General features: G+C 49.4%; 24 protein-coding genes and 1 tRNA gene. 10 read left to right on the forward strand and 15 right to left on the reverse strand.

The window, feature by feature from the left end; translation table 11 throughout:
- Positions 1 to 72 precede the first annotated feature (72 nt).
- The 3 genes from EO763_RS17240 (at position 73) to EO763_RS17255 (ending at position 2,906) form a co-directional block, all read left to right on the forward strand.
- Entirely contained in the window at positions 73 to 1,107 is a 1,035-nt protein-coding gene (locus EO763_RS17240; protein ID WP_161529685.1) for an IS110 family RNA-guided transposase, read from the forward strand.
- Between the two features lie 730 nt (positions 1,108 to 1,837).
- Positions 1,838 to 2,329 carry a YhfG family protein gene (locus EO763_RS17250; RefSeq protein ID WP_161529686.1) on the forward strand — a complete coding sequence of 164 codons (492 nt, stop codon included), beginning with the start codon at positions 1,838 to 1,840 and terminating at the stop codon, positions 2,327 to 2,329.
- Positions 2,322 to 2,906, forward strand: a complete 585-nt coding sequence (locus EO763_RS17255; protein ID WP_161529687.1) for a Fic/DOC family protein — start codon at positions 2,322 to 2,324, stop codon at positions 2,904 to 2,906. The genes EO763_RS17250 and EO763_RS17255 overlap by 8 nt, the downstream gene beginning before the upstream one ends.
- A 284-nt stretch (positions 2,907 to 3,190) precedes the next feature.
- Here EO763_RS17255 and EO763_RS17260 read toward each other — a convergent pair.
- Positions 3,191 to 4,416, reverse strand: a protein-coding gene (locus tag EO763_RS17260) for an IS3 family transposase (protein ID WP_244322017.1) whose coding sequence is annotated in 2 segments (ribosomal slippage) — positions 3,191 to 4,071 and positions 4,071 to 4,416 — 1,227 coding nt in all. Because the reading frame shifts where the segments join, the coding sequence is not laid out codon by codon here.
- Positions 4,417 to 4,453: 37 nt separating this feature from the next.
- Positions 4,454 to 5,568 (reverse strand): IS3 family transposase gene (locus EO763_RS17265; protein WP_167521848.1). Its coding sequence is split into 2 segments (ribosomal slippage): positions 4,454 to 5,307 and positions 5,307 to 5,568, totalling 1,116 coding nucleotides; the frame shifts between segments, so codons are not numbered across the junction.
- 83 nt (positions 5,569 to 5,651) lie between these two features.
- Between EO763_RS17265 and EO763_RS17275 the strand changes: the two genes are divergently transcribed.
- Positions 5,652 to 5,978: a hypothetical protein gene (locus tag EO763_RS17275; RefSeq protein WP_228287737.1), complete on the forward strand. Its 327-nt coding sequence runs from the start codon at positions 5,652 to 5,654 to the stop codon at positions 5,976 to 5,978.
- Between the two features lie 258 nt (positions 5,979 to 6,236).
- The gene (locus EO763_RS17280; protein WP_161529691.1) at positions 6,237 to 6,932 is read left to right on the forward strand and encodes a hypothetical protein; all 696 of its coding nucleotides are present in this window, start codon (positions 6,237 to 6,239) and stop codon (positions 6,930 to 6,932) included.
- Between the two features lie 213 nt (positions 6,933 to 7,145).
- Here EO763_RS17280 and EO763_RS17285 read toward each other — a convergent pair whose 3' ends face one another.
- The 4 genes from EO763_RS17285 to EO763_RS17300 form a co-directional block, all read right to left on the reverse strand.
- Positions 7,146 to 7,625, reverse strand: a complete 480-nt coding sequence (locus EO763_RS17285; protein WP_161529692.1) for an Hcp family type VI secretion system effector — start codon at positions 7,623 to 7,625, stop codon at positions 7,146 to 7,148.
- 190 nt (positions 7,626 to 7,815) lie between these two features.
- Entirely contained in the window at positions 7,816 to 8,226 is a 411-nt protein-coding gene (locus tag EO763_RS17290; RefSeq protein ID WP_161529693.1) for a hypothetical protein, read from the reverse strand.
- Between the two features lie 627 nt (positions 8,227 to 8,853).
- The gene (locus EO763_RS17295) at positions 8,854 to 10,080 is read right to left on the reverse strand and encodes a tyrosine-type recombinase/integrase (RefSeq protein WP_161529694.1); all 1,227 of its coding nucleotides are present in this window, start codon (positions 10,078 to 10,080) and stop codon (positions 8,854 to 8,856) included.
- Between the two features lie 175 nt (positions 10,081 to 10,255).
- A tRNA-Thr gene (locus tag EO763_RS17300) sits at positions 10,256 to 10,331 on the reverse strand.
- Between the two features lie 528 nt (positions 10,332 to 10,859).
- Here EO763_RS17300 and EO763_RS17305 point away from each other — a divergent pair.
- On the forward strand, positions 10,860 to 11,279 hold the full coding sequence (locus tag EO763_RS17305) for a hypothetical protein (protein WP_161529695.1): 420 nt from the start codon (positions 10,860 to 10,862) through the stop codon (positions 11,277 to 11,279).
- Positions 11,280 to 11,584: 305 nt separating this feature from the next.
- Here EO763_RS17305 and proA read toward each other — a convergent pair whose 3' ends face one another.
- The 5 genes from proA to gpt all read right to left on the reverse strand — a co-directional run bounded on the left by proA (position 11,585) and on the right by gpt (position 16,485).
- Positions 11,585 to 12,838 (reverse strand): glutamate-5-semialdehyde dehydrogenase, encoded by a 1,254-nt coding sequence (gene proA, locus EO763_RS17310; RefSeq protein WP_161529696.1) that lies wholly within the window; start codon positions 12,836 to 12,838, stop codon positions 11,585 to 11,587.
- Between the two features lie 10 nt (positions 12,839 to 12,848).
- Positions 12,849 to 13,952: a glutamate 5-kinase gene (gene proB, locus EO763_RS17315; protein ID WP_161529697.1), complete on the reverse strand. Its 1,104-nt coding sequence runs from the start codon at positions 13,950 to 13,952 to the stop codon at positions 12,849 to 12,851.
- Positions 13,953 to 14,075: 123 nt separating this feature from the next.
- Positions 14,076 to 14,450 carry a sigma factor-binding protein Crl gene (gene crl / locus EO763_RS17320; RefSeq protein WP_161529698.1) on the reverse strand — a complete coding sequence of 125 codons (375 nt, stop codon included), beginning with the start codon at positions 14,448 to 14,450 and terminating at the stop codon, positions 14,076 to 14,078.
- 104 nt (positions 14,451 to 14,554) lie between these two features.
- Entirely contained in the window at positions 14,555 to 15,805 is a 1,251-nt protein-coding gene (frsA, locus tag EO763_RS17325) for an esterase FrsA (RefSeq protein ID WP_161529699.1), read from the reverse strand.
- Positions 15,806 to 16,026: 221 nt separating this feature from the next.
- Complete coding sequence (gene gpt, locus EO763_RS17330) at positions 16,027 to 16,485, reverse strand: xanthine phosphoribosyltransferase (protein ID WP_005975741.1); 459 nt, start codon at positions 16,483 to 16,485, stop codon at positions 16,027 to 16,029.
- Positions 16,486 to 16,816: 331 nt separating this feature from the next.
- Here gpt and pepD point away from each other — a divergent pair, with 331 nt between their 5' ends.
- The gene (pepD, locus tag EO763_RS17335) at positions 16,817 to 18,277 is read left to right on the forward strand and encodes a beta-Ala-His dipeptidase (RefSeq protein WP_161529700.1); all 1,461 of its coding nucleotides are present in this window, start codon (positions 16,817 to 16,819) and stop codon (positions 18,275 to 18,277) included.
- A 66-nt stretch (positions 18,278 to 18,343) separates the two neighbouring features.
- On the opposite strand, the gene dinB is transcribed toward pepD, so the two are convergent.
- The gene (gene dinB, locus EO763_RS17340) at positions 18,344 to 19,402 is read right to left on the reverse strand and encodes a DNA polymerase IV (RefSeq protein WP_039475433.1); all 1,059 of its coding nucleotides are present in this window, start codon (positions 19,400 to 19,402) and stop codon (positions 18,344 to 18,346) included.
- Between the two features lie 75 nt (positions 19,403 to 19,477).
- The gene (locus tag EO763_RS17345; protein WP_161529701.1) at positions 19,478 to 20,278 is read right to left on the reverse strand and encodes a helix-turn-helix transcriptional regulator; all 801 of its coding nucleotides are present in this window, start codon (positions 20,276 to 20,278) and stop codon (positions 19,478 to 19,480) included.
- 232 nt (positions 20,279 to 20,510) lie between these two features.
- Between EO763_RS17345 and EO763_RS17350 the strand changes: the two genes are divergently transcribed.
- Positions 20,511 to 21,281 carry a class I SAM-dependent methyltransferase gene (locus EO763_RS17350; RefSeq protein ID WP_244322101.1) on the forward strand — a complete coding sequence of 257 codons (771 nt, stop codon included), beginning with the start codon at positions 20,511 to 20,513 and terminating at the stop codon, positions 21,279 to 21,281.
- A gap of 270 nt (positions 21,282 to 21,551) precedes the next feature.
- Positions 21,552 to 22,286 (forward strand): peptidoglycan meso-diaminopimelic acid protein amidase, encoded by a 735-nt coding sequence (gene dpaA, locus EO763_RS17355; protein WP_161529703.1) that lies wholly within the window; start codon positions 21,552 to 21,554, stop codon positions 22,284 to 22,286.
- On the opposite strand, the gene EO763_RS17360 is transcribed toward dpaA, so the two are convergent.
- Together EO763_RS17360 and lpcA are read right to left on the reverse strand one after the other, a co-directional pair.
- Positions 22,257 to 23,024, reverse strand: coding sequence for a class II glutamine amidotransferase (locus EO763_RS17360; protein ID WP_039361094.1), 768 nt, complete (start codon positions 23,022 to 23,024; stop codon positions 22,257 to 22,259). The two genes, dpaA and EO763_RS17360, sit on opposite strands and share 30 nt — an antisense overlap.
- 156 nt (positions 23,025 to 23,180) lie before the next feature.
- On the reverse strand, positions 23,181 to 23,762 hold the full coding sequence (lpcA, locus tag EO763_RS17365; protein ID WP_005975726.1) for a D-sedoheptulose 7-phosphate isomerase: 582 nt from the start codon (positions 23,760 to 23,762) through the stop codon (positions 23,181 to 23,183).
- Positions 23,763 to 24,110: 348 nt separating this feature from the next.
- Here lpcA and fadE point away from each other — a divergent pair, with 348 nt between their 5' ends.
- A complete protein-coding gene (fadE, locus tag EO763_RS17370; RefSeq protein WP_161529704.1) occupies positions 24,111 to 26,558 on the forward strand; it encodes an acyl-CoA dehydrogenase FadE in 2,448 nt (815 codons plus the stop codon).
- Positions 26,559 to 26,624: the final 66 nt, after the last annotated feature.

Below are 26,624 nucleotides of genomic sequence, written 5' to 3' on the forward strand. Positions count from 1 at the left end.
TGGACGCCCCTCCCTCTGTGTAAGTCCTGCCATACTTATGCTGAGCGATCTTATTCACAGAGGTACCGCATCATGAACAAGATAAAAGTTATCGGTATCGATCTGGCTAAATCTGTCTTTCAGGTTTGCGTCTGGATGAGTGACGGGAGTATTGCATCTAACCGTAAGGTTTCCCGGGCTAAATTGCTGGATACCATTCGTCAATTTCCTGCCGGTTCAATGATTGCAATGGAGGCTTGCGCTACTTCCCATTACTGGGGTCGCACTTTTCAGTCAATCGGCTTTCAGATCCAACTGATCCCCACTCAACACGTAAAAGCATTAACACATCACCAGAAAAACGATGCCAACGATGCGCTGGCTATTTGTGAGACAGCTCTTCGCCTGGGCATTCATTTCGTAGCTATAAAAACAGTTGAACAACAGGATATTAAGGCTCTCAGAGCAGCCCGTCAGTTGATAGTAGAACAGCGTACTGCGCTGGCAAATCAGGCTCGGTCACTGGCGGCAGAACAGGGTGTCGAGATCCCTGTCGGGATTCATATTTTACAGCAACGACTGCCCGACATTATTGAAGATGCAGAGCAGTTAATTTCTCCCGTGCTCCGCCAATTACTGTTCTCGTTGCTCGAAAATATACATTCACTTAATGAACGTATTCTTTTTGTAGAACACAGTCTTGCGGCTCTTTGCCAGCAACAACCCAAATACAAAGTACTGATGACAATACCGGGTATCAGTCCACTTATTGCAGCAGCCTTTCTGAGTGAAGTGAACACAGGGCAGTTTACTAACGCACGGCAATTATCTGCCTGGTGTGGTCTGGTCCCCAGGCAACACAGTTCAGGAGGCAAAAGCAGCCTTTCTTCGATGACCAAAAACGGTAATCGTGACCTCCGGACATTGATCATTCATGGTGCGCGGTCTGTAGTGCACTGGGCTCATAAACGCGATGACGCACTGGGTGTGTGGCTGAAACGGCTTACTGAACGAAGAGGCAAAATGAAAGCCACGGTTGCGCTGGCCAATAAGATGACACGCATTGTCTGGCGATTATTGACAGAACCTACAAGTTTTAACATCAACAGGGCTTTCGCTATGAACTAACCGTCGTTGTATCCGGGGAATAGTATTCCTCCTGAGTGTGCAAATACTGATGAGAAAACGGTAAACCGACCCTGTAATAGCCTGAAGTGTGCCGAGGTAGTGACATACCGGTGTAGTGATAAGGAAACAGGATGCGGATGACATCATGGCGCGGATTGTTTAACCCAGTAATGACGCCGGATATATGGCAGCAAACCGTATCAACTCAGTGCTTGCACAACACGGGACGTCCATATATAGCATAGTGAATTTGGCCACCTGAATAGAGGTGATATCATCACCTCATAGTCAAAACAGGTGACATTATGGCCGGACATAACAGACGCAATTTTAGCCCCGAGTTTCGCCTCGAAGCTGCCCAGCTTGTACTTGATCAGCACCGCGATAATAGGAGTCGAACCAGTCACATCATGACATTGTTTTTATTGATTATTTTTTGTTATGTAAATTTCATTTATACACATACCTATACACATCAGCGCTTGAGCCCCAAAAAGCAAACGCAAAACTTCGCTGTGTAATATACACAATACCGCCCAATAAAATGATTTTTCGAAAAACTGTTCACCCTCTTAACCTTTCATTTTTTATCTTTATTTTTAGCGAGTTAAGCGGTTAACAGTAAGTGAACAGGTGACGGGTCACTCATCACCCATGCAGGTAAGATACGTCTAGGTCGTAATTGTGGTACTCTTTATCGCATATATATGCGGATTAAAGGTGAAGGCACATGCGTTATGAAATGGCGGTACTCGCAGCTCTGGTACAAGAGGATTCTCCTAATACGCAATCTATCGTCACCGCTACGGGTATCTCTGAAAGAAAAGTACAGGACGTGTTAAACACGCTCCAGTCAACGATGGATATCAGCATTACGCGAGTAAAAAATGGCAAGCGGCAAGCCTTGTCTATCGCGTCATGGGGCGTGTTTGGCGACGGGGAACGGCTGATCGAGAAACTGAAAAATACCGATCTATTGATATTCAAACAACATCGTAAAATCACCACAAAAGCATTGCCAAACAAAACGCGATCCTCGCGCATGGTGACGTTGGAAGAAAAGCGTGATTACTACAATCAGGTGAAACTCAAAAACTATCGGGACAGTATGCGTCTTGAAGGGTTTAGCGTTGAGGATACTCCGCTTCCCGCTGACAAGCAGGAAAGAGATGCGCTGAGAAAAAATCTGATTGCTATGTATAAAGCGGGTGGCTATGTCTGATAAATACGGCTCAGGGCAAGATCCTTATACCTACCCCGATAGCGATGTTCTGATAAATAAGCTCGGCATCAATGATGACAGTCAATTCGATGATGCAGAGCGTCAGCTATCCGAACTGGCCGTTCTCGATATTGAATTTGAAGAGCCTCCCTACGATCTACATTATTGGTGTGATTTGCACGGGAAAATATTCGGGTATTTATTCGATTGGGCAGGAGAAATACGGCGTATCGATATTTCTAAAGGTCAGACACGTTTTTGCACCGTATCCCGCATTGCAATTGAAGCCAATAAAGTTTTTACGCAGCTCTCCAATGATGATTTTTTACAAGGCCTTGAGCGTCCGGCTCTAATCACTCAGTTAGCTGAATATTATTCAGATTTAAATGTGGTTCATCCGTTTCGGGAAGGTAATGGACGTTCTCAGCGTTTATTGTTCGAGCATATAATTATCAATTGTGGCTATGGTGTCTCTTTTGAAAAGATCGGCGTTCAGGAATGGTTAGCGGCTAACGTGGCAGGATACAATGGTAATACTCGGCCATTAGCCGATATTTTTGAGAAAAGTATTCTCTAACATCCCCAATAAAAAGATTTTTCAAAAAACTGCTCACCCTCTTCACCAAGGTTTTTTATTTTTATTAATCAATAGATTAAAGGGTAATGAGTTGGTGAACAGGTGACGAGTTACTCATCACCTTGATGATAGGTATGTCGCACAACAAGATAGTTGAGCCCGATCTGATCTTACCCACGTAAAGTGGACACAGTCCTAAGCGAGATTCTGGTTTTCAAATTGTTCCGGGCTGAGACCGCCACAGGCACTGTGGCGTGGAGTTGCCCCTACTAAAACGGACACGGCTAATTAACAGCTAACATGGCATCGCGATATTCGCGTGGGGATTTCATATTCAGCCCCTTGTGCGGATGCAGGTTATTATAGTCCTCCATCCATTCTGCCATTTTTTCCATCACTGATACTGCATCCGGCAGGTCATTTACGTAGACGTAATCCCGCTTGAACGTCTTGACGAACGATTCTGCCATGCCGTTGCTTTCCGGGCTACGTACTGGGGTGGTACACGCGATGAACCCCAGTGAACTGGCGAACGTACGCGTGGCATCGGCTATGTAGCAACTGCCGTTATCAGTCAGCCATTCTACTGCATGTGGGACCATCAGTGCGTTACCGAACCGCTTCTCCAGACTTTCTGTCAGCAGATCCTGTACCATTACACTGCTGATACCCCCTGTGGTGGCACTCCAGCCGATAACCTCTCGGTCACAGCAGTCCAGGCTGAACACCACTCGTACCACTTCACGGTTCCAGCAGCGGATTTCAAAGCCGTCAGAGCACCACCGGGTATCCGGTTTCAGTGTGATCACACTACCGATATGGTTGCGGTGTTTTTTCTCATGACCCGATTTTGCCAGCAGCAGGTTATGGTGTTTCATGATCCGGTATATCCGCTTTGGATTTACCCGGCGACCGTCTTCCTTTAACCTGCGATTCAGATGTGCGGTGACCCTGCGATAGCCATTTGTCGAGCGCTGGCTGCATATCTGTCTGATTGATGGCAATAATTCCTCATCCGCTTCTTTGCTGTAACGCGCCATACGGGGCAGTCGCTGCCCACTCAGGCGTTCATAAAGATTAGAGCGTGATACCTGCAGTACCTGTGTTATCCGGATTAGGGGATATCGTCCGGTGGCAGCAATGGCATGCGCGATATCAACTTTTTTGACTGCGCTATCTCCAGCGCATCGCGGAGGATTTCGGCTTCCATTGTTTTACGTCCCAGCATCTGCTCAAGCTGTTTTACCTTTTTTTCCAGTGCCTTAACTTCAGCAACACTGACAACGTCATCGCCAGCAGCGATCGCAGATTGGCCACCTTCGTTCATAAGTCGTTTCCATTTAAAAAGCAGACTGGGTGTAATGCCATATTGCCGGGCAACCAGAGAAACGGAATAGCCGGGTTGCATGGACAGCGCAACAAAACGGGATTTTTCTTCGGCAGTATAACGGCGTCGCTTCTGCTCGCCAGTGATCACTTCGATTCTTTGCACAAGACACTCCTTAAACATAGGTCTATGCCTATGTCTTATTGATGAAGTGTCCGGTTTAAATGGGGGCTACTACATGGCGACGCCAGCGATTGTAATCGCACTCGATATAATTAAACACCGTTGCTCTCATTATTTCCCAGTCACTAAACCGTTCTCCGTGGATGCATTCCATTTTCAGTGAATGAAAGAAGCTTTCCACACACGCGTTATCGTAGCAGCACCCTTTAGCACTCATGCTGCCGCGCAACTTATGCCGCTTCAGTAATCCCTGATAATCCCCTGAGCAATACTGGCTCCCTCTGTCTGTATGCACGATAACCTGCTTGGGGTGTTTTCTCCGCCACAGCGCCATCTGAAGGGCATCGCAGGCCAGTTGGGCCGTCATCCGCGATGACATTGACCAGCCGATAACCGCCCGTGACCATAAATCGATAACCACCGCCAAATACAGCCAGCCTTCATCGGTTCGTAAGTAGGTGATATCGCCGGCCCACTTCTGATTCGGACCACTGGCACTAAAATCCTGCTGTAACCGATTTTCTGATACCGGAAGGTGATGCTCACGGTAATTCACCGGACGATATTTTCGCGATGCTTTTGCCCGTACCCCCTGACGCCGCAGACTGGACGCGATGGTTTTTACGTTGTACATCGGTAACTCATCAGCCAGACGTGGTGCGCCATAATACTGTTTTGCTTTAAAAAAAGCCTCACGAATCGCCTCATCACAGCACACTCGGAACTGCTGTCGTGACGAGCTCAGATGACGCCGGGTAAGCCAGACATACCAGCTACTGCGAGCACCCCTCAGCACGCGGCACATCGCCTTGATGCTGAACTCGGCCTGATGTTTTTCGATAAAGACATACTTCATTTCAGGCGCTTCGCGAAGTATGCCGCGGCCTTTTGGAGGATGGCCAGCTCTTCTGCCTGTTCAGCCAGTTGCCGTTTGAGGCGGGCGTTTTCGGTGGCGAGCTCATTTTCACGTTCGGATGACGTGAGCTGCTGTTGCAGTTTGGTTCGCCAGTTATAGAGCTGGGATTCATATACACAGAGTTGACGGGCGGCCGCGGGAACGCCGATACGTTCGGCAAGTTTCAGGGCTTCCTGGCGAAATTCAGGTGTGTATTGTTTACGTGGCTTTTTGCTGGTTGATGCTGATTTTGTCATGTGAGTTTCCTCTGTTACTGAGTTTACTCACTTAGTCACGTGTCTACGATTGTTGGGTAGGATCAATCCTCAAAACGAGAGCCATGATGAATAAAAAATTATCCTTAGGTTTATTACTGGTGCTGTCCTTTTTTCTCACCGGCTGTGACAGCGAACCATCAGATGCTGACGTATCTAAAGCAATGCAGTCTTTTACTGAAGAAATGAACAAAGGCGCACCGTCCGAATCAGCAAGAGTCGTTTTCAATTCAGCCAAGAAAATCGCCTGTAAAGACAAAGACAGTGACGGTGGTTACAGATGCACAGTCGAATACAATGCGAAGATCCCGTTTTTGGGTGAAAGAACATCAACCATGGAGCTCAAGTTCTTTAAATTTGAAGGCAAGTGGAAAGTCTCGCCGTCGAAATAACCTATAAGTCATAAGCAACATCAGGGAAAGCATCAGCCCGTAGTTTCACCGCTACGGGCTTTTTTCATCACATCCGACAATCACTAAATTTTATTTATATAAGGATATATTGTCGTATTCTCTCAAAAAACAATACTTTCATACTGTAATTAATAGAATGCAAATTACCAGTCAAGTAAAAATATTGAAATATCCTCAGTTATTCGGGTAAACTACCCACATAAAGGGAGAGGAACAGCCTAATAAAATGGATGTAATATGCAACTATCAGAATATTTAAAATACAAAATGGATTCTGACAGAGTTCTCGCCACTCATTTGGACAGTATGGCAGATAAAATCAAGGATAATACAATAAAAATTGGTGATGATTTATATAGTGGTATAGAAAGAGCAACATGGTATTCATCCTGTTTCATAGAGAAATATAATTCTGACTGCCAGCAACTAAAATCTGAAAATGAACGAATGTATCTGGCTATTAAACAAATATACAAGAGAAAAGATGTAATAATAGATATGCTAATAGCGTATCTTAAAATACTTTTAAAAGATACCGAAGAAAGAGAGCAGGAATTAATAGCTAAAGCCATATTAGGCGTATCAGTCGCATCAGAGTTCGCAACAAGCCGGGCAATAAAAATGTCAGTCGCTTATCTGCTTGCAAAGCATATTGCAACTTCGCTGAATTTTTCACTATCCATTCGCAGAACGATTAATAAATACTCGCTAATAGGGATGAGTGCTCTCACATTTCATGGGAAAGTTCAGAAGGCGGCAATGTCTGCACGACATCTGCATGACGTATGTCCGGAGCTATATTGGTCTCTCTATGCTATGCAGGTCGAGATGTTATACTTCGTATTTGAAGAGCGCCTGTCTCCCTACGTGCCCAAAAATCCCTATGACAAAATCGATATCACAGAAGCAATAAACGGAATTTTAAAAAAATGAGCTTAAAAAAAATAATTTCTTATGCCGTTAAAGAGTTTATTAACACCTATACCACGATGGCATTAATGATTGTTTTGGGGATTTTATTCTACGAATTCATCCCTGACCATTGGGGTAAGCTGACTATTCTTTCGATTGTTATTATCGTTTATGTAGACATAAAGTTTTTTTCAAAAAAATCAGGCCGAAAATAATTCAGCCTTTAATATAATCTTAGTAGGCTACATTCTGCCAAAGCATGTAAGCGCTTGTTCTTGCAATAACATGCTCCCATTCAATAGAAGCAAACTTGAATGATACGCTTTCCTGTGGCTGAACTTCATTATGTGTCAGTGAATTAGGGTAGAAAAAGCGTATATTGCTGATAAGAGCATCCCGAAGCTTCATCCTAAAATAAAGTTCATTTCCACCAGACTGCGCCGTTCGGTAGAACGAAAAAATGCACTCCAGCTTTTCCTTATCGTTGATTGCCTGAGCGAACAATGGTGTGGCTTTATCAATTGGTTTTCTGATTTCTACAGGAAGCATTGAAATATTCTCTTCCCGACTAATGTTGTTCACCAACTCATAAACAAAAATTTCATTCTCATGTGCCGATTGATACTTGTTGCCAATAGAGTCCAGAGATGAACATCCTGCTGATATCAGTCCCTGTTTTCCCCCGGTAACGCTAAGATAAATAAGATTGGACATTATGCCTCCATACAAAGAAATTCCATTCTACGGTTCGGAGCCGTAGTCTCTGTTGCATGGGTATAATACTCTCTCAGATAAGGTTTTAAAACACACAAAACCATTATTTATGGATAACAGTTTTTTATGGAGAGTAGTAATTATATAATAAAAGGTATCGCCTAAGTGATACCTTTTACATTAAGTAATATCACATCCGGCAACCACTTCTCTTAACGTTCGTTGAAGCCCTTATCAGCTTGTTGGCGTCATACTTCTTTTTCTCATGCACGTAGATTCGCTCGGTTCTTCCACCGTTGTTGATGATGAAACTGATGATAGAGAGAAAGACTTTATTCAGACGGGCTTTATCAATCAAATCATCACTGATTTTCTCGATATGGCAGTAGTAAGAGAGAAGTAAAAAGCTCAGCACCACTTCTCGGTTTGAAAATGTCAGATTCTCTATGTCCTGCTGGTATTTAATATAAAATCCGGCACAAAAAAGATAAGACTGCTCGGTGATTTCTGCTTCTGAAAAGCCCGACTCATCGAGCTTATCAACGAACCTGTCCAGCAACAGAAGAGACCTTTCCATTAAACTCATATTTATTTTTTTCATAACTATGCATCCTTGCATTCAAAAATGATTAATATTGTCATCCTGACAACGTATAAATATCACCATTAAATTAAAAACCAAGTGATATGTAAAAATACATTTACAGTGGAATATTATACTTACATCTAATATATTCATTGAATAGTGATTAATTAAATGGCTCGTAATTTTGTTTTTATTAAAAAACTCATGAAATACTTTACAAAAAAGTATCGGTGTCACATATATTAAAAAATTGAGAGTATAGTTTACAAAATAATAATCGTTAAAAATTAATTTAATCACTCTAATTCGGTCTGAACCAGCCTAAATAATTTACATTTAGGTATCAGGTGTGCATAAAATTATGCACACCTGATACCTATAAAAACCGCTACAAGCCCTTTAAATAAAGACTTCCTTTATAATATGTAAAATATTTCGTAAAGAATAAATCAACTATCACAGATAAATTTTACATTTTCAGAATAATTCCGTTATCAATTCCAATTTAACATCGCAAAATAAATATAAATTAATTCATCTCGTTCAATTCATATAAATAAAGAATAACACCAAATTGATAAACCGGTGTAAACTAATATGAACATGAATAAACGGTTATGACCAACCAAAGTAACTCCTATTTTATTTATTATTTCCCACTCTCCGATTAAAAATCCCATGAACCACAATGCCACCGTTCTCAAGGCTATCCATATAATCGGCATACCATTGCAGCATTTCCCGTCTGCCATCGAGATATTGCGCATGGTTGTAGGTGCCACGGATAGCATTCTTATCAACATGCGCCAATTGGGTTTCAATCCACGCGGTGTTATAGCCCTGTTCATGAAGAATGGTGCTCATGGTATGACGGAATCCATGCCCCGTAACGCGGCCGGTATAGCCAATTCGCTTGAACACTTGATTGATACTGGCTTCGCTCATCGTTTTACTTGGATCATTACGACCGGGGAACAATAGAGGGAAATTACCCGTCATTGCCCTGATTTTTTCAATAATTTCCAATGCCTGAACGGATAACGGAACAATATGAGGACGGCGCATTTTCATACGTTCAGCAGAAATTTCCCATAGCGCTTTATCAGTATCGATTTCAGACCATAACGCCCCGCGTAATTCCCCCGTTCGAACACCAGTAATGATCATTAACCAGGCGGCTAACACCACCAACTCACTACCAGAATAGCCAGCAAGGGCTTTAAAGAAAGCAGGAAGCTCTTCAATGGTCAGGAATGGGTAATGTGTAGACTCATGCCCCTGCATGGCACTGGTGAGATCTGGTGCGGGGTTATACTCAGCCCTGCCTGTCACGATGGCGTAGCGAAACACTTCACCACAGCGTTGACGCACTTTCTTGGCTTTTTCGGTTGCTCCCCTGTCTTCCATCTTTTTCAGCACGTTTAGCAGTTCCAGCGGCTTAATGTCTGCAATAGGACGTTGACCAATGAACGGGAAGACATCTTTGTTGAAGGCTTCGAGAATGTCAGAGGCATACCCCGCAGACCATTTCTTCACTTTCATGCTATGCCATTCGAGCGCAATTTCCTGAAAGGTGTTTTTTACCTGAGCTTCACGCTCAATTTTTTGTTCTTTTTTAACTTCTAATGGATCAATACCCCCAGCGATACCCTTTCGAGCTTCATCACGTTTTGCTCTGGCATCAGCCAAGGACACATCGGGATATACCCCCAGCGCCAATAACTTTTCCTTTCCATCGATACGATACTTTAAACGCCAGTAGCGTGAGCCATTGGTTTTGACTAATAAATACAAACCACCGCCATCAGCCATCTTGTAGGGCTTATCTTTGGGCTTGGCAGTCTCTACCTGTCTGGCATTGAGTTTCATCTGGGGGTATCTCCTCTAGACCGAACAGCGAATACCCCCACAGATACCCCCAACCAATCGTAGATTTCCATCAACGCGAGTAGACGAGTATTGACTATGAAGGCCGTGAAACCGCGTATTATAAGGATTTTAAGGGTGTTTGAGTAGACTTGGGGAGACGTTAAAATAGGTAGGATGGTGCCGATAATAGGAGTCGAACCTACGACCTTCGCATTACGAATGCGCTGCTCTACCAACTGAGCTATATCGGCTTTGGGATCGTCGTGGCGAGAGCCAGACGTGGACTACGGGGTGACAAATTAGTGATAATGGTACATCAAGTCAAGCGTTTGGCGATCGTCTGCCGATTTTATCATCACCCTTATGTTGATACGGCAGTTCTGATAATTTTCCGTACTAATAACACCATACGCTATAATTTTTCGGCTTAACGGACGCGCTGTACACCACGTATCCTAACCCACCATCTTCTTCGCATGAAGTACCAGAAAGAGTGTTCCTCATAAGAGGAAAACGCCGTCTTCCTTTAAAGTAAATATTCTGTTTTATAGAAAGTGATATTTACAATAAAAACATCTTTTTACCTCTCTGATATAAATGCAATACATAACAAAATTCAAGTGTACGGTTTAGGATGATTCTCTATTCTTTTTATTTTGCTCTACTTAAATGACCAAGACGACAAGGAGGTGGTTTTAACACGAAGCTTTCAATAATACGTTATCGACGACAAGATTATTGTTAGCGTAGTCATTAAGCACTGTAAGAGGAAATAGACCATGAATATAAAACCACTTTTTTTAGGCTTAATTCTGGGAACCAGTTACATTGGCATGGCGGCAGCAAATGATCTGGGTTCTGCCCGAGCTTCAGCGGAATCGGCCTTCAGTCACGATCGCGCTGAAGCGAGAGAAAAAGCGTCAGAGGCGCGAGCCAAGGCGCATGAGCATGACGTTCAGGCACGGGAAAAAGAGAATGACTTCAAAGCAGATCTCAAATCAAGGGAGCCAGAAGCCAGAGAAAAGGCAGATAAAATCAAAGCTGATGTGAAATCCAGAGAATCCGAAGCCAGAAAAGACGCTGAAAAAGGCTGGGCCGACGTTAAATCTAAAGCGGATAATTTTAACAGCCGCGCGGAGAAAAATGCTCGCGAAACCGCCGACTCAATCCACAACGCCGCAGAGAAGCATCAGCGTTAATATGAAATAATGCGTTATTGTAATAGAGGATAAATAACAATTACCCTTTATCCTCCGATAGCAAGACAGGTTATGTATTTGTGAAACGCCGCACAAAGCATAGCCTGTTACTATCGGGGGATATTTCTATTATGCGGTTATTTTATTGCGGTTGTATTTTTGTATTAAGTTTTAATTTAAATAAATGCAACATAGAAAAAATCACAATTGGAATGATCTTTCTTATTTATAAAAAATAATGAAGCAAAAAACGGAGTGCAAATAATGCTGCACATATCACTTTGATATGCGCAGCCATTTGTCGATTAGGCGCGAATCAAATCGTCGCCATAACCAATCCACTTATAGGTGGTCAGCGCTTCCAGCCCCATTGGGCCACGCGCATGCAGTTTCTGGGTACTGACCGCCACTTCCGCCCCCAGACCGAACTGGCCGCCGTCGGTGAAGCGCGTACTCGCGTTGACATACACCGCAGAGGAATCCACTTCACGCACGAAGCGTTCTGCATTGCCCAAGGAGCGCGTCAGAATCGCATCAGAGTGCTGTGTACCATGTTCGCGGATGTGGGCAACCGCCGCATCCAGATCGTCCACCAGCGTGACGTTCAGGTCGTTAGAGAGCCATTCATCATTGTAGTTGGCCTCTTCCACGGCAACGACGCTCGCAGGGCCACCGGTCAGGTAAGGCATCGCTGACGGGCTGGCGTGGAGCGTAACACCAGACGCCGCCATTTTTTTGCTCAGTTCCGGCAGGAAACGGTCAGCGATACGTTGATTGACCAACAGCGTTTCCAGACTATTGCAGGCGCTAGGGCGCTGTACCTTAGCACTTTCAATGACTGTCAGCGCTTTGTCGAAATCGATGCTGTCGTCAGCATAAATGTGGCAAACGCCGATACCACCAGTGATGACCGGAATTGTCGATTGTTCGCGACACAGCTTATGCAGACCTGCACCACCGCGCGGAATCAGCATATCCACGTAGCGATCGAGCTTCAGCAGTTGATTGACCAGCTCACGCTCTGGGCTTTCAATTGCCTGCACCGCAGCGGCAGGCAGGCTGCACTGTGACAGTGCCTGCTGAATCACTTTTACCGTTGCTGCATTAGTGCGATACGTCTCTTTGCCACCGCGCAGAATCACCGCGTTACCGGTTTTAAGGCACAGAGAAGCCACATCAATGGTGACATTCGGGCGCGCTTCATAAATCACGCCGACCACACCCAGCGGCACACGGCGACGCTCCAACTTAAGCCCGTTATCCAGCATGCTGCCGTCAATCACCTGCCCTACCGGATCGGTCAGACGGCATACTTGACGCACATCGCTGGCAATCGCGCTCAGTCTTTCCTGCGTTAAGAGCAGACGATCCTGTAACGCCGCACTCATGCCATTTTGGCGTGCATCGGCTAAATCCAGCGCGTTAGCTGCCAGAATCGTCTCGCTCTCGGCTTCCAGCAAATCCGCAATCGTCAGCAACGCACGATCTTTCTGAGCCGTGCTCAAGACCGCTAGCTGATAAGAGGCCGCTTTTGCCGCTTTACCCATTTGTTCAAGCATCGCGAACTCCTTAATTGATAATCATATCGTCGCGGTGGATAGCCACCGGACCATATTCGTAGCCAAGAATATCGGCAATCTGTTGAGAGTGGTGTCCGGCAATCATACGCAGCGCATCGCTGTTATAACGCGTCACAGCATGCGCCACATCGCGCCCCGCCAGACTACGCACGCGGATCACTTCACCACGAGAGAAATTGCCTTCTACGGTGCGGATACCTTTAGGCAGCAGCGAACTGCCGCGCTCAAGGATCGCCGAGAGCGCGCCGTCATCAACGGTGATTTCCCCCGCCGGCGGTGCGCCAAAAATCCAGTGTTTACGGCTTTCCAGCGGCACGTCCAGTGCATGAAAACGCGTTCCGACAGAAATATCCGCAATCACATCACCAATCACACCCGGTTTGCTGCCTGCGGCAATCACCACGTCGATACCGGCGCGGCAGGCCACATCGGCAGCCTGCAATTTGGTCGACATGCCACCCGTTCCGAGACCAGACACGCTGTCACCCGCAATGCTGCGCAGCGCATCGTTGATGCCGGTGACTTCACGGATCAGTTCCGCATCAGGATTATTGCGCGGGTCGGCGGTAAACAGCCCAGCCTGATCGGTCAGCAGCAGCAGCTTATCCGCATCGGCCAGAATCGCCGCCAGCGCAGACAGGTTGTCGTTGTCACCGACCTTGATCTCAGCGGTCGCAACGGCGTCGTTTTCATTAATGACCGGGACGATATTGTTATCCAGCAGCGCTCGCATGGTGTCACGCGCGTTGAGGAAACGCTCACGATCTTCCATATCCGCACGCGTCAGCAGCATTTGTCCGACGTGGATACCGTAGATGGAAAACAGCTGTTCCCACAGTTGAATCAGGCGACTTTGACCCACGGCGGCCAGCAGTTGTTTGGTCGCAATCGTAGCTGGGAGTTCAGGATAACCCAAATGTTCACGCCCGGCGGCAATCGCCCCAGAGGTAACAATAACAATCCGATGCCCTGCCGCATGTTGCTGCGCACACTGGCGCACCAGTTCAACAATGTGGGCGCGGTTAAGACGGCGCGAACCGCCGGTTAGCACGCTGGTGCCCAGTTTCACAACCAAAGTCTGGCTGCCGCTCATAATTTTTCTGCCGTTGAATGTCAAAAAATAAGAATAAGGAAAACGTTGTAGCAGGACAGACGCGTTATGCCAACAGGCACAACGCGAAAACCTACGAATAAATCGGGGATCGTCAGGAAAATATCACGGTCGGGCGACGAGGGTACAGGCGGGTTCCAGCGCGTTAATTTGCTTCTCCAATCGAACATGGAAAGCCTGTTTGGCATTTTCCACCTGATCCATCACGGCTTTATCCTTGATTTTTTCCTCACGCCAGTTGCCCTTTTTATCAAACAGACCGTAGTGATATTCATAGGTAAAGCCTTTGCCAGTATCTTCCAAATTCAGCCACCAGCCCCAAAACTCCCGTTGTTCTGGCGCGGGCTTGATGTTGACGCAAACCGCCAGGCAATCAAAGAAGAACGCGGTATCCTCGCACTGCGCTTCACGGATATAAGGCCCCAACGACGTAAAATTTTTCATGAGTCGGCTTTTGGGGTGTCCACTCGGTAATATCATCTACGATCTCCTCTGGTTGAACCTTCTTTTTAGCAGAGAATGGCAATTTATCAACCGCCTGGGATCAGGTTACTGCACGATACTCCAATGTTTATACATCATATTCAACACACTTTATCCTGCAACCATCCGCTGATTTGCTGTAGTGCGCGATGGAAATTCTGGTATACCGGCGAGAGATTAACCGCCAGCACCTTCCCTTGTGCGGATGAATTCACAATCAGGCTGGCCTCTTCTTTCGGGCAGAGCGGATCGTTATCCCAGTAGCCTGCCAGCATCGGCGTCGGACAGCGGCGCCCTAACAGCCCTTGAGTTTTCAACGAATAGCGCCCCAGCTCGGTTTTCAGCGAGGCATCCGTCGAGAACGGCATACCCAGCCGGCTCGCCAACACATCCATAAACATATCCGGCACCTGCTGTTGGCGATTCGGATCGCTTAACAAATGGTGCACTACCGGGCCGAGGCAGGCCACGCCGCGCAAGCGCTGCGATTCCAGATACGCCAGCCGAACGGCAATATTGGCGCCAAAGCGGAAGCCAAACGCGGCAACGCGGGTGTGATCGACCCACGGGACATCCGGCAGCGCGCGCAAGACCTGCTGATGTAGGAAACTGGAATCCTGAGTCAGCTTCCAGCGGGAAGAAAAGCCAACGGAGGGGACATCAATCGTCAGCATTGCCATGCCTGCTGGCGCAAAATAGTCCTGAAACAGGCGGTGATAATCGCTCTGCAACATTTCCAGGCTGCCGCACATGAGGACAGTTGGGAAAGGCGCTTTCGCCTGCGATGGCATATGCAGAAAACCGGTCAGCGTGCCGCCACCTGTAATCGGGAAGGTCAGTTCTTTGAGTTCGTAAGGCAGGTACTTGGCGGCCTCTTCATAGGCGCGGTTTGCCAGCGTTTGCGCCTGTTCCGCCAGCTCATCGCCTTTAATATGCGGATAGGCAGCAATACTGTAGAGGTTGGCCGCATTCAACCAGAGTTGCCCGGTTTGCGCGTCATCTTCACTTTCCGCGGCCCGCTGCTGCCAGTCTGCGCCCTGCTTCGCCCATTCATAAATCCAGTTACCGCCTCGGTAGCCGATCACCGTATCGAGCAGTTGCTCGTTGCTTCTGTCGGCCTTACTGGCAGCAATACGCGACAGCACGTCTTCGATCTCCCACGGATCGACACCACGCCAAATCCACATCAGCCGGTTAATCATTCGATACCAACTGCGGGTCTTCTCCCCTTCCAGCGTAGAATGCAGCCCCTGCACATCCTCACTATTCCGCGTACGTCTGACCAACGTCGAGGTTTCTGGGTGTTTAAAGGATGGTTTGAATAGCGTTTCAGACAGGTTAGCTTGCGCCACAGCAGCCTCCGTTAATGTAAACCGCTGTTAGCGGACATCAGACGACTTCTTCGTCACCCGCTAAAGTGTAACGAACTCAGGCCAGAGAAGACAAATATCAACGGCAGAAACACACGATCGGATCAAATCCTGTGACAGAAATGCTGACCGTTCAGAAACAGCAGCCGTCAGAAACAACAATGCCCGGCTAAACCGGGCATTGGGGGAAATCGCTTAGGCAATTAACGGCCAGACAACGGCGGAACAAACACCACGCCCATATCCCACGGCTGTTCAATCCAAGTATCCTGCGGGATATCAATCACGTAATCGTCAACCAGCGGTTGACCAGCAGGTTTCGCGAAAATCGTCACAAAGTGCGCTTTCGGGTACATATCACGAATCGCCTTCGCCGTACCGCCGGTATCAACCAGATCGTCAACCACGATGAATCCTTCGCCATCTCCCTCGGCACGCTTGATTACTTTCATTTCGCGTTGGTTGTCATGGTCATAACTGGAGATGCAAACGGTATCAACGTGACGAATGCCCAGTTCACGCGCCAGCAGCGCGCCAGGAACCAGACCACCGCGACTGACGGCAATGATGCCTTTCCATTGATCGGCAGGCAGTAAACGCTGTGCCAGTTTGCGGGCATGAATTTGCAACATATCCCAGGTTACGACGTACTTTTCGCTCATAAAATATATCCCAGCCGAATAAAAAACGGCTTAAGTTGAGTCTGAGGGGGGAAAAAGGTTGCGCGAGATTATAGATAGCCAACAACATAAAAACCAGTTTTTCTCAACGGAGGAACTGAGTTTTTCCTGTCAGCCTGCACCCTGTCGAGCCCGTTGGTTCATATTGCAGCAGGAAAAATAAGGCAGAGCCGACGGCAATTCCCCTGCTTTGATGGAAAATGATATTCTGCGTTGACGCGCCATGTTCCGTGGCTAACCGCGATTGATTTTTAACCTGTAGCGCCTGCACGCCAGAGTGCGAAGATAGGTGGCTAAAAAGGAGACTCAAATAGTGTCTGAATTATCTCAACTTTCCCCCCAGCCTCTGTGGGATATTTTCGCCAAGATCTGTTCCATCCCCCACCCTTCTTATCATGAAGAAGCGCTGGCCGCGCACATTCTGGAATGGGCTAAAGAGAAAGGCATCTATACCGAGCGCGATCAGGTCGGCAATATTCTGCTGCGCAAAGCGGCAACCGCAGGCATGGAAAATCGCAAACCTGTCGTGTTGCAGGCGCATCTGGACATGGTGCCGCAGAAAAACAACGACACCGTACACGATTTCACCACCGATCCTATCCAACCTTACGTTGACGGTGAGTGGCTGAAAGCACGCGGCACCACGCTGGGCGCGGATAACGGTATCGGTATGGCTTCTGCTCTGGCGGTGTTGGCCGACCCAAGCGTCGAGCACGGTCCGCTGGAAGTGCTGCTGACGATGACGGAAGAAGCCGGTATGGATGGCGCGTTTGGCCTGCAACCTAACTGGCTTCAGGGCGAAATCCTGATCAATACCGATTCGGAAGAAGAAGGCGAGATCTACATGGGTTGCGCCGGCGGTATTGACTTCATCACCCACCTGCCGCTGGTGCGCGAGCTGCCACCTGCTGGTTATCACACGCTGAAGCTGACGATCAAAGGGCTGAAAGGCGGCCACTCCGGCGGTGACATCCATTTGGGGCTGGGCAACGCCAACAAACTGCTGGCACGTTTCCTGTTCGAGCAGACGCAAGCGCTGGATATCCGCATTCTCGATCTGAACGGCGGGACGCTGCGTAACGCGATTCCGCGTGAAGCCTTCGCCACGCTGTCACTGCCTGCCGCTAACGTCGAGCAGTTGAAAGCGCTGAGCCAAGACTATCTGGCCGTGCTGAAAAATGAACTGTCCGCCGTTGAGAAAAACGTGACCGTACTGGTGGAAGCCAGCGACAGCAACGAGCACCCACTGACGCAGGACAGCCGCGATCGCCTGCTGGCACTGCTCAACGCCACGCCGAACGGCGTGATCCGCATGAGCGACGAAGTCAAAGGCGTGGTAGAAACGTCACTGAACCTCGGCGTTGTCACGATGGAAGACGACCACGCGGAAATTATCTGCCTGATTCGTTCCCTGATCGACAGCGGTAAAGACGCCGTCGTCGGTACGCTGACGGCGCTGGGCCAGTTGGCTGGCGCGAAAACGTCACCGAAAGGCGGCTACCCTGGCTGGCAGCCGGATGCCCATTCGCCGGTCATGGCGCTGGTGCGTGAAACGTATCAGAAGCTGTTCAACAAGACGCCGAACATCATGGTGATTCACGCCGGTCTGGAATGTGGTCTGTTCAAAAAACCGTACCCAGACATGGATATGGTTTCCATCGGGCCGACCATCACCGGGCCACACTCGCCGGATGAGCAAGTGCATATCGGCAGCGTCGATCTGTACTGGAAATTGCTGACAGCGCTGCTGAAAGCGATTCCGCCACGCGCGTAATCGCGTAGTCGTAAAATTCAGGGCGGCGCATAGACGTCGCCCTTTTTTATCCTCAACTAAACAGCCTTATCCCCAATCAAATACCAGCTGTCGCTCAATTTGCGGGTCGAGCAGCGTCACATGTAGCCCAACCAGCCGGACGCCTCTGGATTTACGCCGCTCCTGCCAGGTTTGCTGCGCAATCTTCAACAGATCCTGTTTATTCAATACTGGCCACACATGTTCCTGCGTCGTTTGCTGAAAATCATCAAACTTGAGTTTGACGCCCTGACGCGCAATATGCAGATCGGGCTTCACCCGTTTCAGGCGGACTTCCAGCTCCTCATAGAGCTGTTCGATCAGATTTTCACACTGTTCCCAGTCGTGAATATCCTGCGCCAGCGTCTTCTCCACGCCGACCGACTTCCTCAGCCGATCGGGTGAAATCCGTCGCTCATCGATCCCCTGACATCGCTCCCACAGCACTCGGCCAAACTTACCGAATTCTTTAAGCAGGTCCGCCAGCGCATACACCCGAACATCGGCACAGGTATGCAGGCCACGTTCTTCCAGCCGCTTCGCCGTCACCTTCCCAACGCCGGGTATCTTCTCCAGCGGTAGCGTCAGCAGGAAATCATCCACCTGCTCCGGTGTAATCACATATTGTCCATTCGGCTTATTTAATTCAGACGCGATCTTCGCCAGAAACTTGATGGGTGCAATCCCCGCCGAGGCGGTCAGATTCAGTTCATCGGCGATGGTTCGACGGATTTCTTCGGCGATACGCGTCGCCGAACCGTTGCAGTGTGGGCTATCGGTGACATCCAGATAGGCTTCATCCAGAGAAAGGGGTTCGATCAGCGACGTGTAGCGGGAGAAGATCTCACGGATTTGGCGCGAGGTGGACTTATACACCTCCATGCGACCCGGCAACAACGTGAGGTGTGGACACAGGCGCAAGGCGGTTGCCGTTGCCATCGCGCTACGGACACCGTAGCGTCGGGCAGGATAGTTCGCGGTGCTAATGACGCCACGGCGATCGGCGCTTCCACCAATCGCCAAAGGAATATCGCGCAGGCGCGGGTTATCACGCATCTCAATTGCTGCGTAGAAGCAGTCCATATCAACATGAATGATTTTGCGCATACTGGCCCTCCGATGATACTGTATAAATATACAGATCAAAGTCAGTATAGACAAGCTGCGCGATGCCTGCGGCGTTTACTGCGCGATCAGCATAACCAGCTTAAATTCGCTCTGCACGGCTGGATGGAAAGTCTGTTGATGATAGGCCACATCGCCAAGCAAAGGATGGTGGAAACGTCGCTCGCCGCCTTCACGCGCAGTTACCGCCTGCTGCGACCACCAGAGAGCAAACTCGCGGCTTTCTTCACACAGCGACATCACGATGTGCCGAACGGATTCAGTAGGCGCGTAATGGCTTGATTCTGCACGGAACTCCGCCACTACCCGCTTCGCTCGTTCCGACCAATTGATCACCAGAGATTGAGCCAGCGGATTCAGAAACATGAAACGCAGCAGGTTCGGTTCGGGATCGTGTCCCAGCCATCCGGCAAACAGCTGTTCCGACGGCGCATTCCACGCCAGCATATTCCAGCTACCATCCAGAAGATACGCAGGACAAGTAATGTGATGCAGGCTAGCGGCAACCTGCGCATCCGGTGACATTGCCCTATTCTGCTTCTGAGGATCCTTCACGCCAGCAAGACTAAAAAGATAGTCATGCTCTGCGGGTTCCAGTTTTAACGCCTGCGACACGCGGAGCAGCGCCGATGCCGAAGCGGACACATCACGCCCCTGCTCAAGCCAGGTATACCAGGTGGTGCTGATTCGGGCGATTTGCGCCAGCTCTTCGCGACGTAACCCACTGGTGCGCCGCCGCCCAGACGCTGGCAAGCCGACCATTTCCGGCGTAGTCCGCTCACGCAGCGCCCGTAAGAAAGCCCCCAGCGCTTTTGGACCGCTCAGAGAATTGGCAGACATAAACGAATGTGCAGACATAGTCAGGTATCCTTTTCATCCCGCTCGTCAAGATGAGCTCGTGATGACAACAGCATGAGTGAAAGAGGTGTTAATCAAACAGGGAGTATTTTATACCCGTATAAATGCTCATATTGTACCCGTATTTTTCCCTCATTATAGTGTTCTCAGACCGACGTCTTCTTTAGTGGCTGGCGCGCCGCCGTTTACCCCATGATGAAACGAAAGCAATTCAGATAAAGCGAGAGCAATGATGGAAGAAAAGCAGAACCATAATCATCGCGTCGAACATCAGTTCGGCTCACAGGCGCAGAACTACCTGACCAGTGCGGTGCATGCGCAGGGCAAAGATTTAACCCGGCTGGCTGCTTTATTAGCGCCCTTCCCGCAGGCGCGCGTGATCGACGTCGGCTGCGGTGCCGGCCATGCCAGCTTCACTGCCGCACAGGCCGTCGCAGAGGTTGTCGCCTACGACCTGTCCTCCCAAATGCTGGACGTGGTGAGTCAGGCTGCCGTAGAAAAAGGACTGCATAATATCCGCGTTCAGCAAGGCGTAGCCGAGTCTTTGCCGTTTGACGATAGCAGCGCAGATATCATCATTAGCCGTTACTCTGCGCATCACTGGCATGATGTCGGACAGGCATTACGGGAAATGCGGCGCGTTCTGAAACCGGGTGGGCGCGTTATCATGATGGATGTCGTTTCGCCCGGTCATCCGCTGCTGGACAGCTATTTGCAAACGGTAGAAAAGCTGCGCGATACCTCACACGTGCGCAATTACGCGCCGGGCGAATGGCTGAGCCTGTTTACCGACGCTGGGTTTATCGTGCGTAACGTCACCAGCGACAGGCTGACGCTGGAGTTCAGCAGTTGGATCGCACGTATGCGCACGCCAGAGCATTTCGCTGTTGCGATTCGTGAACTGCAAAAAACGTTGCCGGATGAGGTGGTACAGCATTTTGACGTACAGGCAGACGGTTCCTTTGTCACCGACATTATGATGATAGAAGCCAGCCGCGCCTGATACGCTTTCTCCGCAATTAACGACCTCAAAACGATCTCAAATTGGACGGCCCGCATCCTTTCGGGTCGTTTTTTGTAAATGTTATTTTTTAGCGCTTTTCAACACTTGATTAATACGAAACCAATGATAATGTGATTTCGTTTTCGTCGTTACCTATTCGCCGACGAAATAGATACCGATAACGGTTGTTCCAACGCTTTCTCGCCAAACGAATGGAGAACGCGATGCTGATGCCGTATATAGCAGGCAATTTTATTATCAGGAACCATAATGCAAAAAATCGCGCTGTCGTTTGCGATGTTGTTTTTTTTGCCTTCTCTTGTTGTTACCAGCGCCGCCAGTGAGACCGTACCGCCGCTAGCGCCGATAGCAAAAGAATTAAAACAGCAATTATTAGGCTCTCCGATCTATATTCAGATCTTTAAAGAAGAGCGGATATTCGAACTTTATGCGAAAGTCGGTAACGAATACCGTTTATTGGAACACTACCCCATCTGTAAATATTCGGGCGGATTAGGGCCAAAACGCGTTGAGGGTGATTTAAAAAGCCCAGAAGGTTTCTATCAGGTTGACCTGCGTCAGCTTAAGCCAGACAGCCAATATTACCGCGCGATCAATATCGGTTTCCCCAACGACTATGATAAATCACAGGGATATTCCGGTCGTTATTTGATGATCCACGGTGAGTGTGTGTCGGTTGGCTGCTATGCCATGACCAACACCTATATGGATGAGATTTATCGTTATGCCGAAGCGGCGCTACGCAACGGGCAGGCGAAAATTGATATCGCCATCTACCCGTTCCGTATGACGGAACAGAACATGCAGCGCCACCGTAATTCCACCTACGCCAGCTTCTGGAAACAGCTTCAGCCGGGGTACACCTATTTTAATCAGCATAATCAGCCACCGGCCGTCACGGTGTTTAACGGACAATACGTCGTTAACCCACCATTGATGACCAGTCAGCCGACCTTAAAGTATGCGCTCGCCGAAACAAAATAGAACGAATTCACCTGGCATAATCTGATGCCAGGTTTCGTTGCCCGTTAGCGGCTGCGTTGCCAGCACGGTGACGACATCATTGGGTGTCGTCTGCTGCTGGAAATCAATCTCCACATCCTGATCCAACAGCGTCGCTTTACCAAACGGCGCGCGACGAGTGATCCAGTAAAGTTTGGTTGAGCAGTACCCCATCACAAAGCGCCCGTCCGACAGCAGCATGTTAAACACGCCTTTCTCCCGCAATACATCGGCCTGCTTAGCGATATAGCGGAATACCGCTGGCCAGTTGCCCGGCGTACGCGGATAGCGTTCAGCCAGTTGGGACAGCAGCCAGCAGAAAGCAAATTCGCTGTCCGTCTGGCCAACAGGGCGAAACATGCCCGTTTTCAGGGTGTTGTAGCCTTTCAGTTGCCCGTTGTGGGCGTACGTCCAGTTCCGCCCCCATAGCTCACGCGTAAAGGGATGGGTATTTTCCAGCGACACCGCGCCGCGATTGGCTTGCCGGATGTGTGAAACCACCGCACACGATTTGATAGGGTAATCCTGCACCAATCGCGCAATCGGCGAGTTATAGCTTGGCAGCGGATCTTTGAACGTACGACAGCCGTTCCCTTCATAAAAGGTAATTCCCCAGCCATCCCGATGCGGTCCGGTTTTCCCACCGCGCTGTATCAGCCCGGTAAAGCTAAAGCAGATATCCGTCGGCACATTCGCGCTCATCCCCAGCAATTCACACATCTGACTTCCTACCCTTCCCTTCTCGTCATATTTCAAGTTGCATGTGCGTTGGCTACGCTCACTCACCCGAATCACTTACCTGAGTAAGCTCATCGGGATTCCTTCCCTTGCCGCCTTCCTGAAACTCGAACTATTTAGAGTCTATTATTAAGCGGCTTACTGATCCGCCATCTCTTTTTCAATCAGCTGAATCAGGATGTGAATCGCTTTGATATGGATTTCCTGAATACGGTCAGCATAACCGAAATGCGGAACACGAATTTCCACGTCGGCCGAACCTGCCATTTTACCGCCGTCTTTTCCGGTCAGCGTAATGACCTTCATGCCTTTCGCTTTTGCCGCTGCAATGGCTTTAATAATGTTGCCGGAGTTACCCGAAGTGGAAATCCCCAGCAGCACATCGCCTTCACGCCCCAGCGATTCAACATAGCGAGAGAAAACAAAGTCATAGCCAAAATCGTTGCTGACGCAGGACAGGTGGCTCGGATCGGAAATCGCAATGGCCGGATAGCCCGGTCGATTCTCGCGGTAGCGGCCCGTCAGCTCTTCGGCAAAGTGCATGGCATCACAGTGTGAACCACCGTTACCGCAGGAGATCACTTTACCGCCCGCTTTAAACGCGTTAGCCAGCAGTACCGCAGCATTTTGAATCGACTGAATGTTCGCGTCATCACTCAAGAAATTATTCAGTGTTTCTGCCGCTTCTTTCAGTTCACTACGGATTAAATCCTGATACATGGAATCCTCTCATTTTGTCTGGTGACAACATTCTTTTCTGTTCAGCAGTGTAGCGGATCGTGCCAACAGCGAGAAGCGCGTAATCACGGGATTGAGAGGATCGCTGATGCCCGTCAGAAAACGCACGACTGCTGCTCGGTTTGTGAAGTGAGTTGTAATTATGATGTAAACGAATTGATAAAAATAATCAGATAAACTACAACGAATATAAGCAACAGGTCAGACCTCTTATGATATTGACCTACTACGCCTTATTTCACTGATGAAACGGTTCTCACTTTCTCTGCCGCACAACGCTCGGTGGAAAGCTGAAAACGCTCAATTCGATCACAATGCTGGAGACACGTTATGGTTGCTGTCAGTATCCTCCTCCTACTGATTATCATCGGAGCGATGTTTTATCATCGGCTCAGTCTGCTGCTCGGCAGTGCCATCCTACTGGCCTACTTCGTGGCCATGTCCGCCATGTTGCTGTGGCCCGTCTGGTTAATGATTCCGCTCGTGATTCTGCTGGTTCCGATTACGGTTCCCGCCCTGCGCCAAAAGCTGGTTTCTGCTTCCGCGCTGCGCATGTTCCAGAAGGTCATGCCGCCGATGTCGAACACGGAGAAAGAAGCGATTGATGCTGGGACAACCTGGTGGGAAGGCGACCTGTTTCGCGGCGCGCCGGACTGGAAAAAGTTGCATAACTACCCGCGTCCGCAGTTGACCGCCGAAGAGCAGGCGTTTATCGACGGGCCGGTTGCTGAAGCTTGCCGAATGGCAAACGACTTTGAAATTACCCACGAACGCGCCGATATCCCGCCAGAACTGTGGGAATATTTAAAAGAACACCGCTTCTTTGCCATGATCATCAAGAAGCAGTACGGCGGGCTGGAATTCTCTGCCTATGCACAGGCACAGGTGCTGCAAAAACTGGCGGGTGTTTCCAGCATTGTGGCAATCACCGTCGGCGTGCCTAACTCACTCGGCCCCGGTGAACTGCTGCAACATTACGGTACGGAAGCGCAAAAAGATCACTACCTTCCACGTCTGGCACGCGGTCAGGAAGTCCCCTGTTTTGCGCTGACCAGCCCAGAAGCGGGTTCCGATGCGGGCTCGATTCCCGATACCGGCATAGTCTGCTACGGCAACTGGCACGGCGAACAGGTCGTGGGCATGCGCCTGACCTGGAATAAACGCTATATCACACTCGCCCCTGTCGCCACCGTGCTGGGGCTGGCCTTTAAGCTGTACGATCCCGACCATCTGTTAGGCGATCAAGATGACGTAGGCATTACCTGTGCGTTGATTCCGACGGACACCGACGGCGTTAAAATCGGCCGCCGCCATTTCCCACTGAACGTGCCGTTCCAGAACGGCCCGACGCAGGGTGAGAATATTTTTGTTCCGCTGGATTACATCATCGGCGGCGCGAAGATGGCGGGTCAGGGCTGGCGTATGCTGATGGAGTGCCTGTCAGTCGGGCGCGGCATTACGCTGCCGTCCAACTCTACCGGCGGGCTGAAGTCGATTGCCCTCGGCATCGGTGCTTACGCCCACATTCGCCGCCAGTTCAAAATCTCCATCGGTAAGATGGAAGGTATTGAGGAGCCGCTGGCACGCATTGCGGGTAACGCTTATGTGATGGATGCCGCCGCGACGCTGATTACCAGCGGCATCATGCAGGGAGAAAAACCGGCGGTGCTCTCCGCTATCGTCAAATATCACTGTACCCACCGCGGTCAGCGCAGCGTGATGGATGCGATGGATATCGCTGGCGGTAAAGGCATCTGTCTTGGCCCGTCCAACTTTCTGGCGCGCAGCTATCAGGGCGCACCGATTGCGATCACCGTGGAAGGGGCGAATATTCTGACGCGCAGTATGATCATCTTTGGGCAAGGCGCCATCCGCTGTCATCCTTACGTTTTAGAAGAGATGGCAGCCGCGCAGGATAACGACGTATCACGCTTTGACCGTGCGCTGGTGGGTCACATCGGCCACGTCGGCAGCAACACAGTGCGCAGCTTCTGGCTTGGGTTGACCAACGGCCGCCTGAGCAGTGCACCAGTCAATGACAAAACACGTCGCTACTATCAGCAGCTCAACCGACTCAGCGCGAACCTGGCGCTACTGGCGGATGTGTCGATGGCGGTACTCGGCGGTAGCCTGAAACGTCGTGAGCGTATCTCCGCGCGTCTCGGGGATATTCTCAGCCAGCTTTATCTGGCTTCCGCGACGCTGAAACGCTATGAGGATGAAGGGCGTCAGACAGCGGATTTACCGCTGGTGCACTGGGGCGTTCAGGACAGCCTGCATCAGGCCGAGCAGGCGCTGGACGATCTGCTGCGTAACTTCCCGAATCGTGCTGTAGCGGGGCTGCTGACGTTCATCATCTTCCCGCTGGGCCTGCGCTGCGCTGCGCCGTCTGACCGCCTCGACCATGAGGTCGCGAAGATTCTGCAAACACCATCTGAAACGCGCAGCCGTCTGGGACGCGGCCAATATCTGGTTGCCAGCGAGCACAACCCTGCCGGTCTGATGGAAGAGGCGTTACTGGATATCATGGCCGCCGAGCCGATTTACCAACGCCTAGCGAAAGCCAGCGATAAATCTGTGCCGTTCATGCGGTTGGATCAGTTAGCAGAACAGGCACTGGTGGAAGGTCAGATTACTGCGGAAGAAGCGAAAATTCTGACCAAAGCGGAAGCCAGTCGCTTACGCTCAATCAACGTCGATGACTTTGCGTTCGACGCACTGGCCGCCAACAAGCCCACGCCCGTAGCGCAGCCGGAAAGAAAAACCGAAGCAGCATAAACAGAATCAGGCCGGTTATACCGGCCTGTTCTTTCCTTTAAAGGCACATCAGTTGTAAAATCTACG

The sequence above is a fragment of the Pectobacterium odoriferum genome (genome assembly GCF_009931295.1).
Taxonomy (GTDB): Bacteria; Pseudomonadota; Gammaproteobacteria; order Enterobacterales; family Enterobacteriaceae; genus Pectobacterium; species Pectobacterium odoriferum.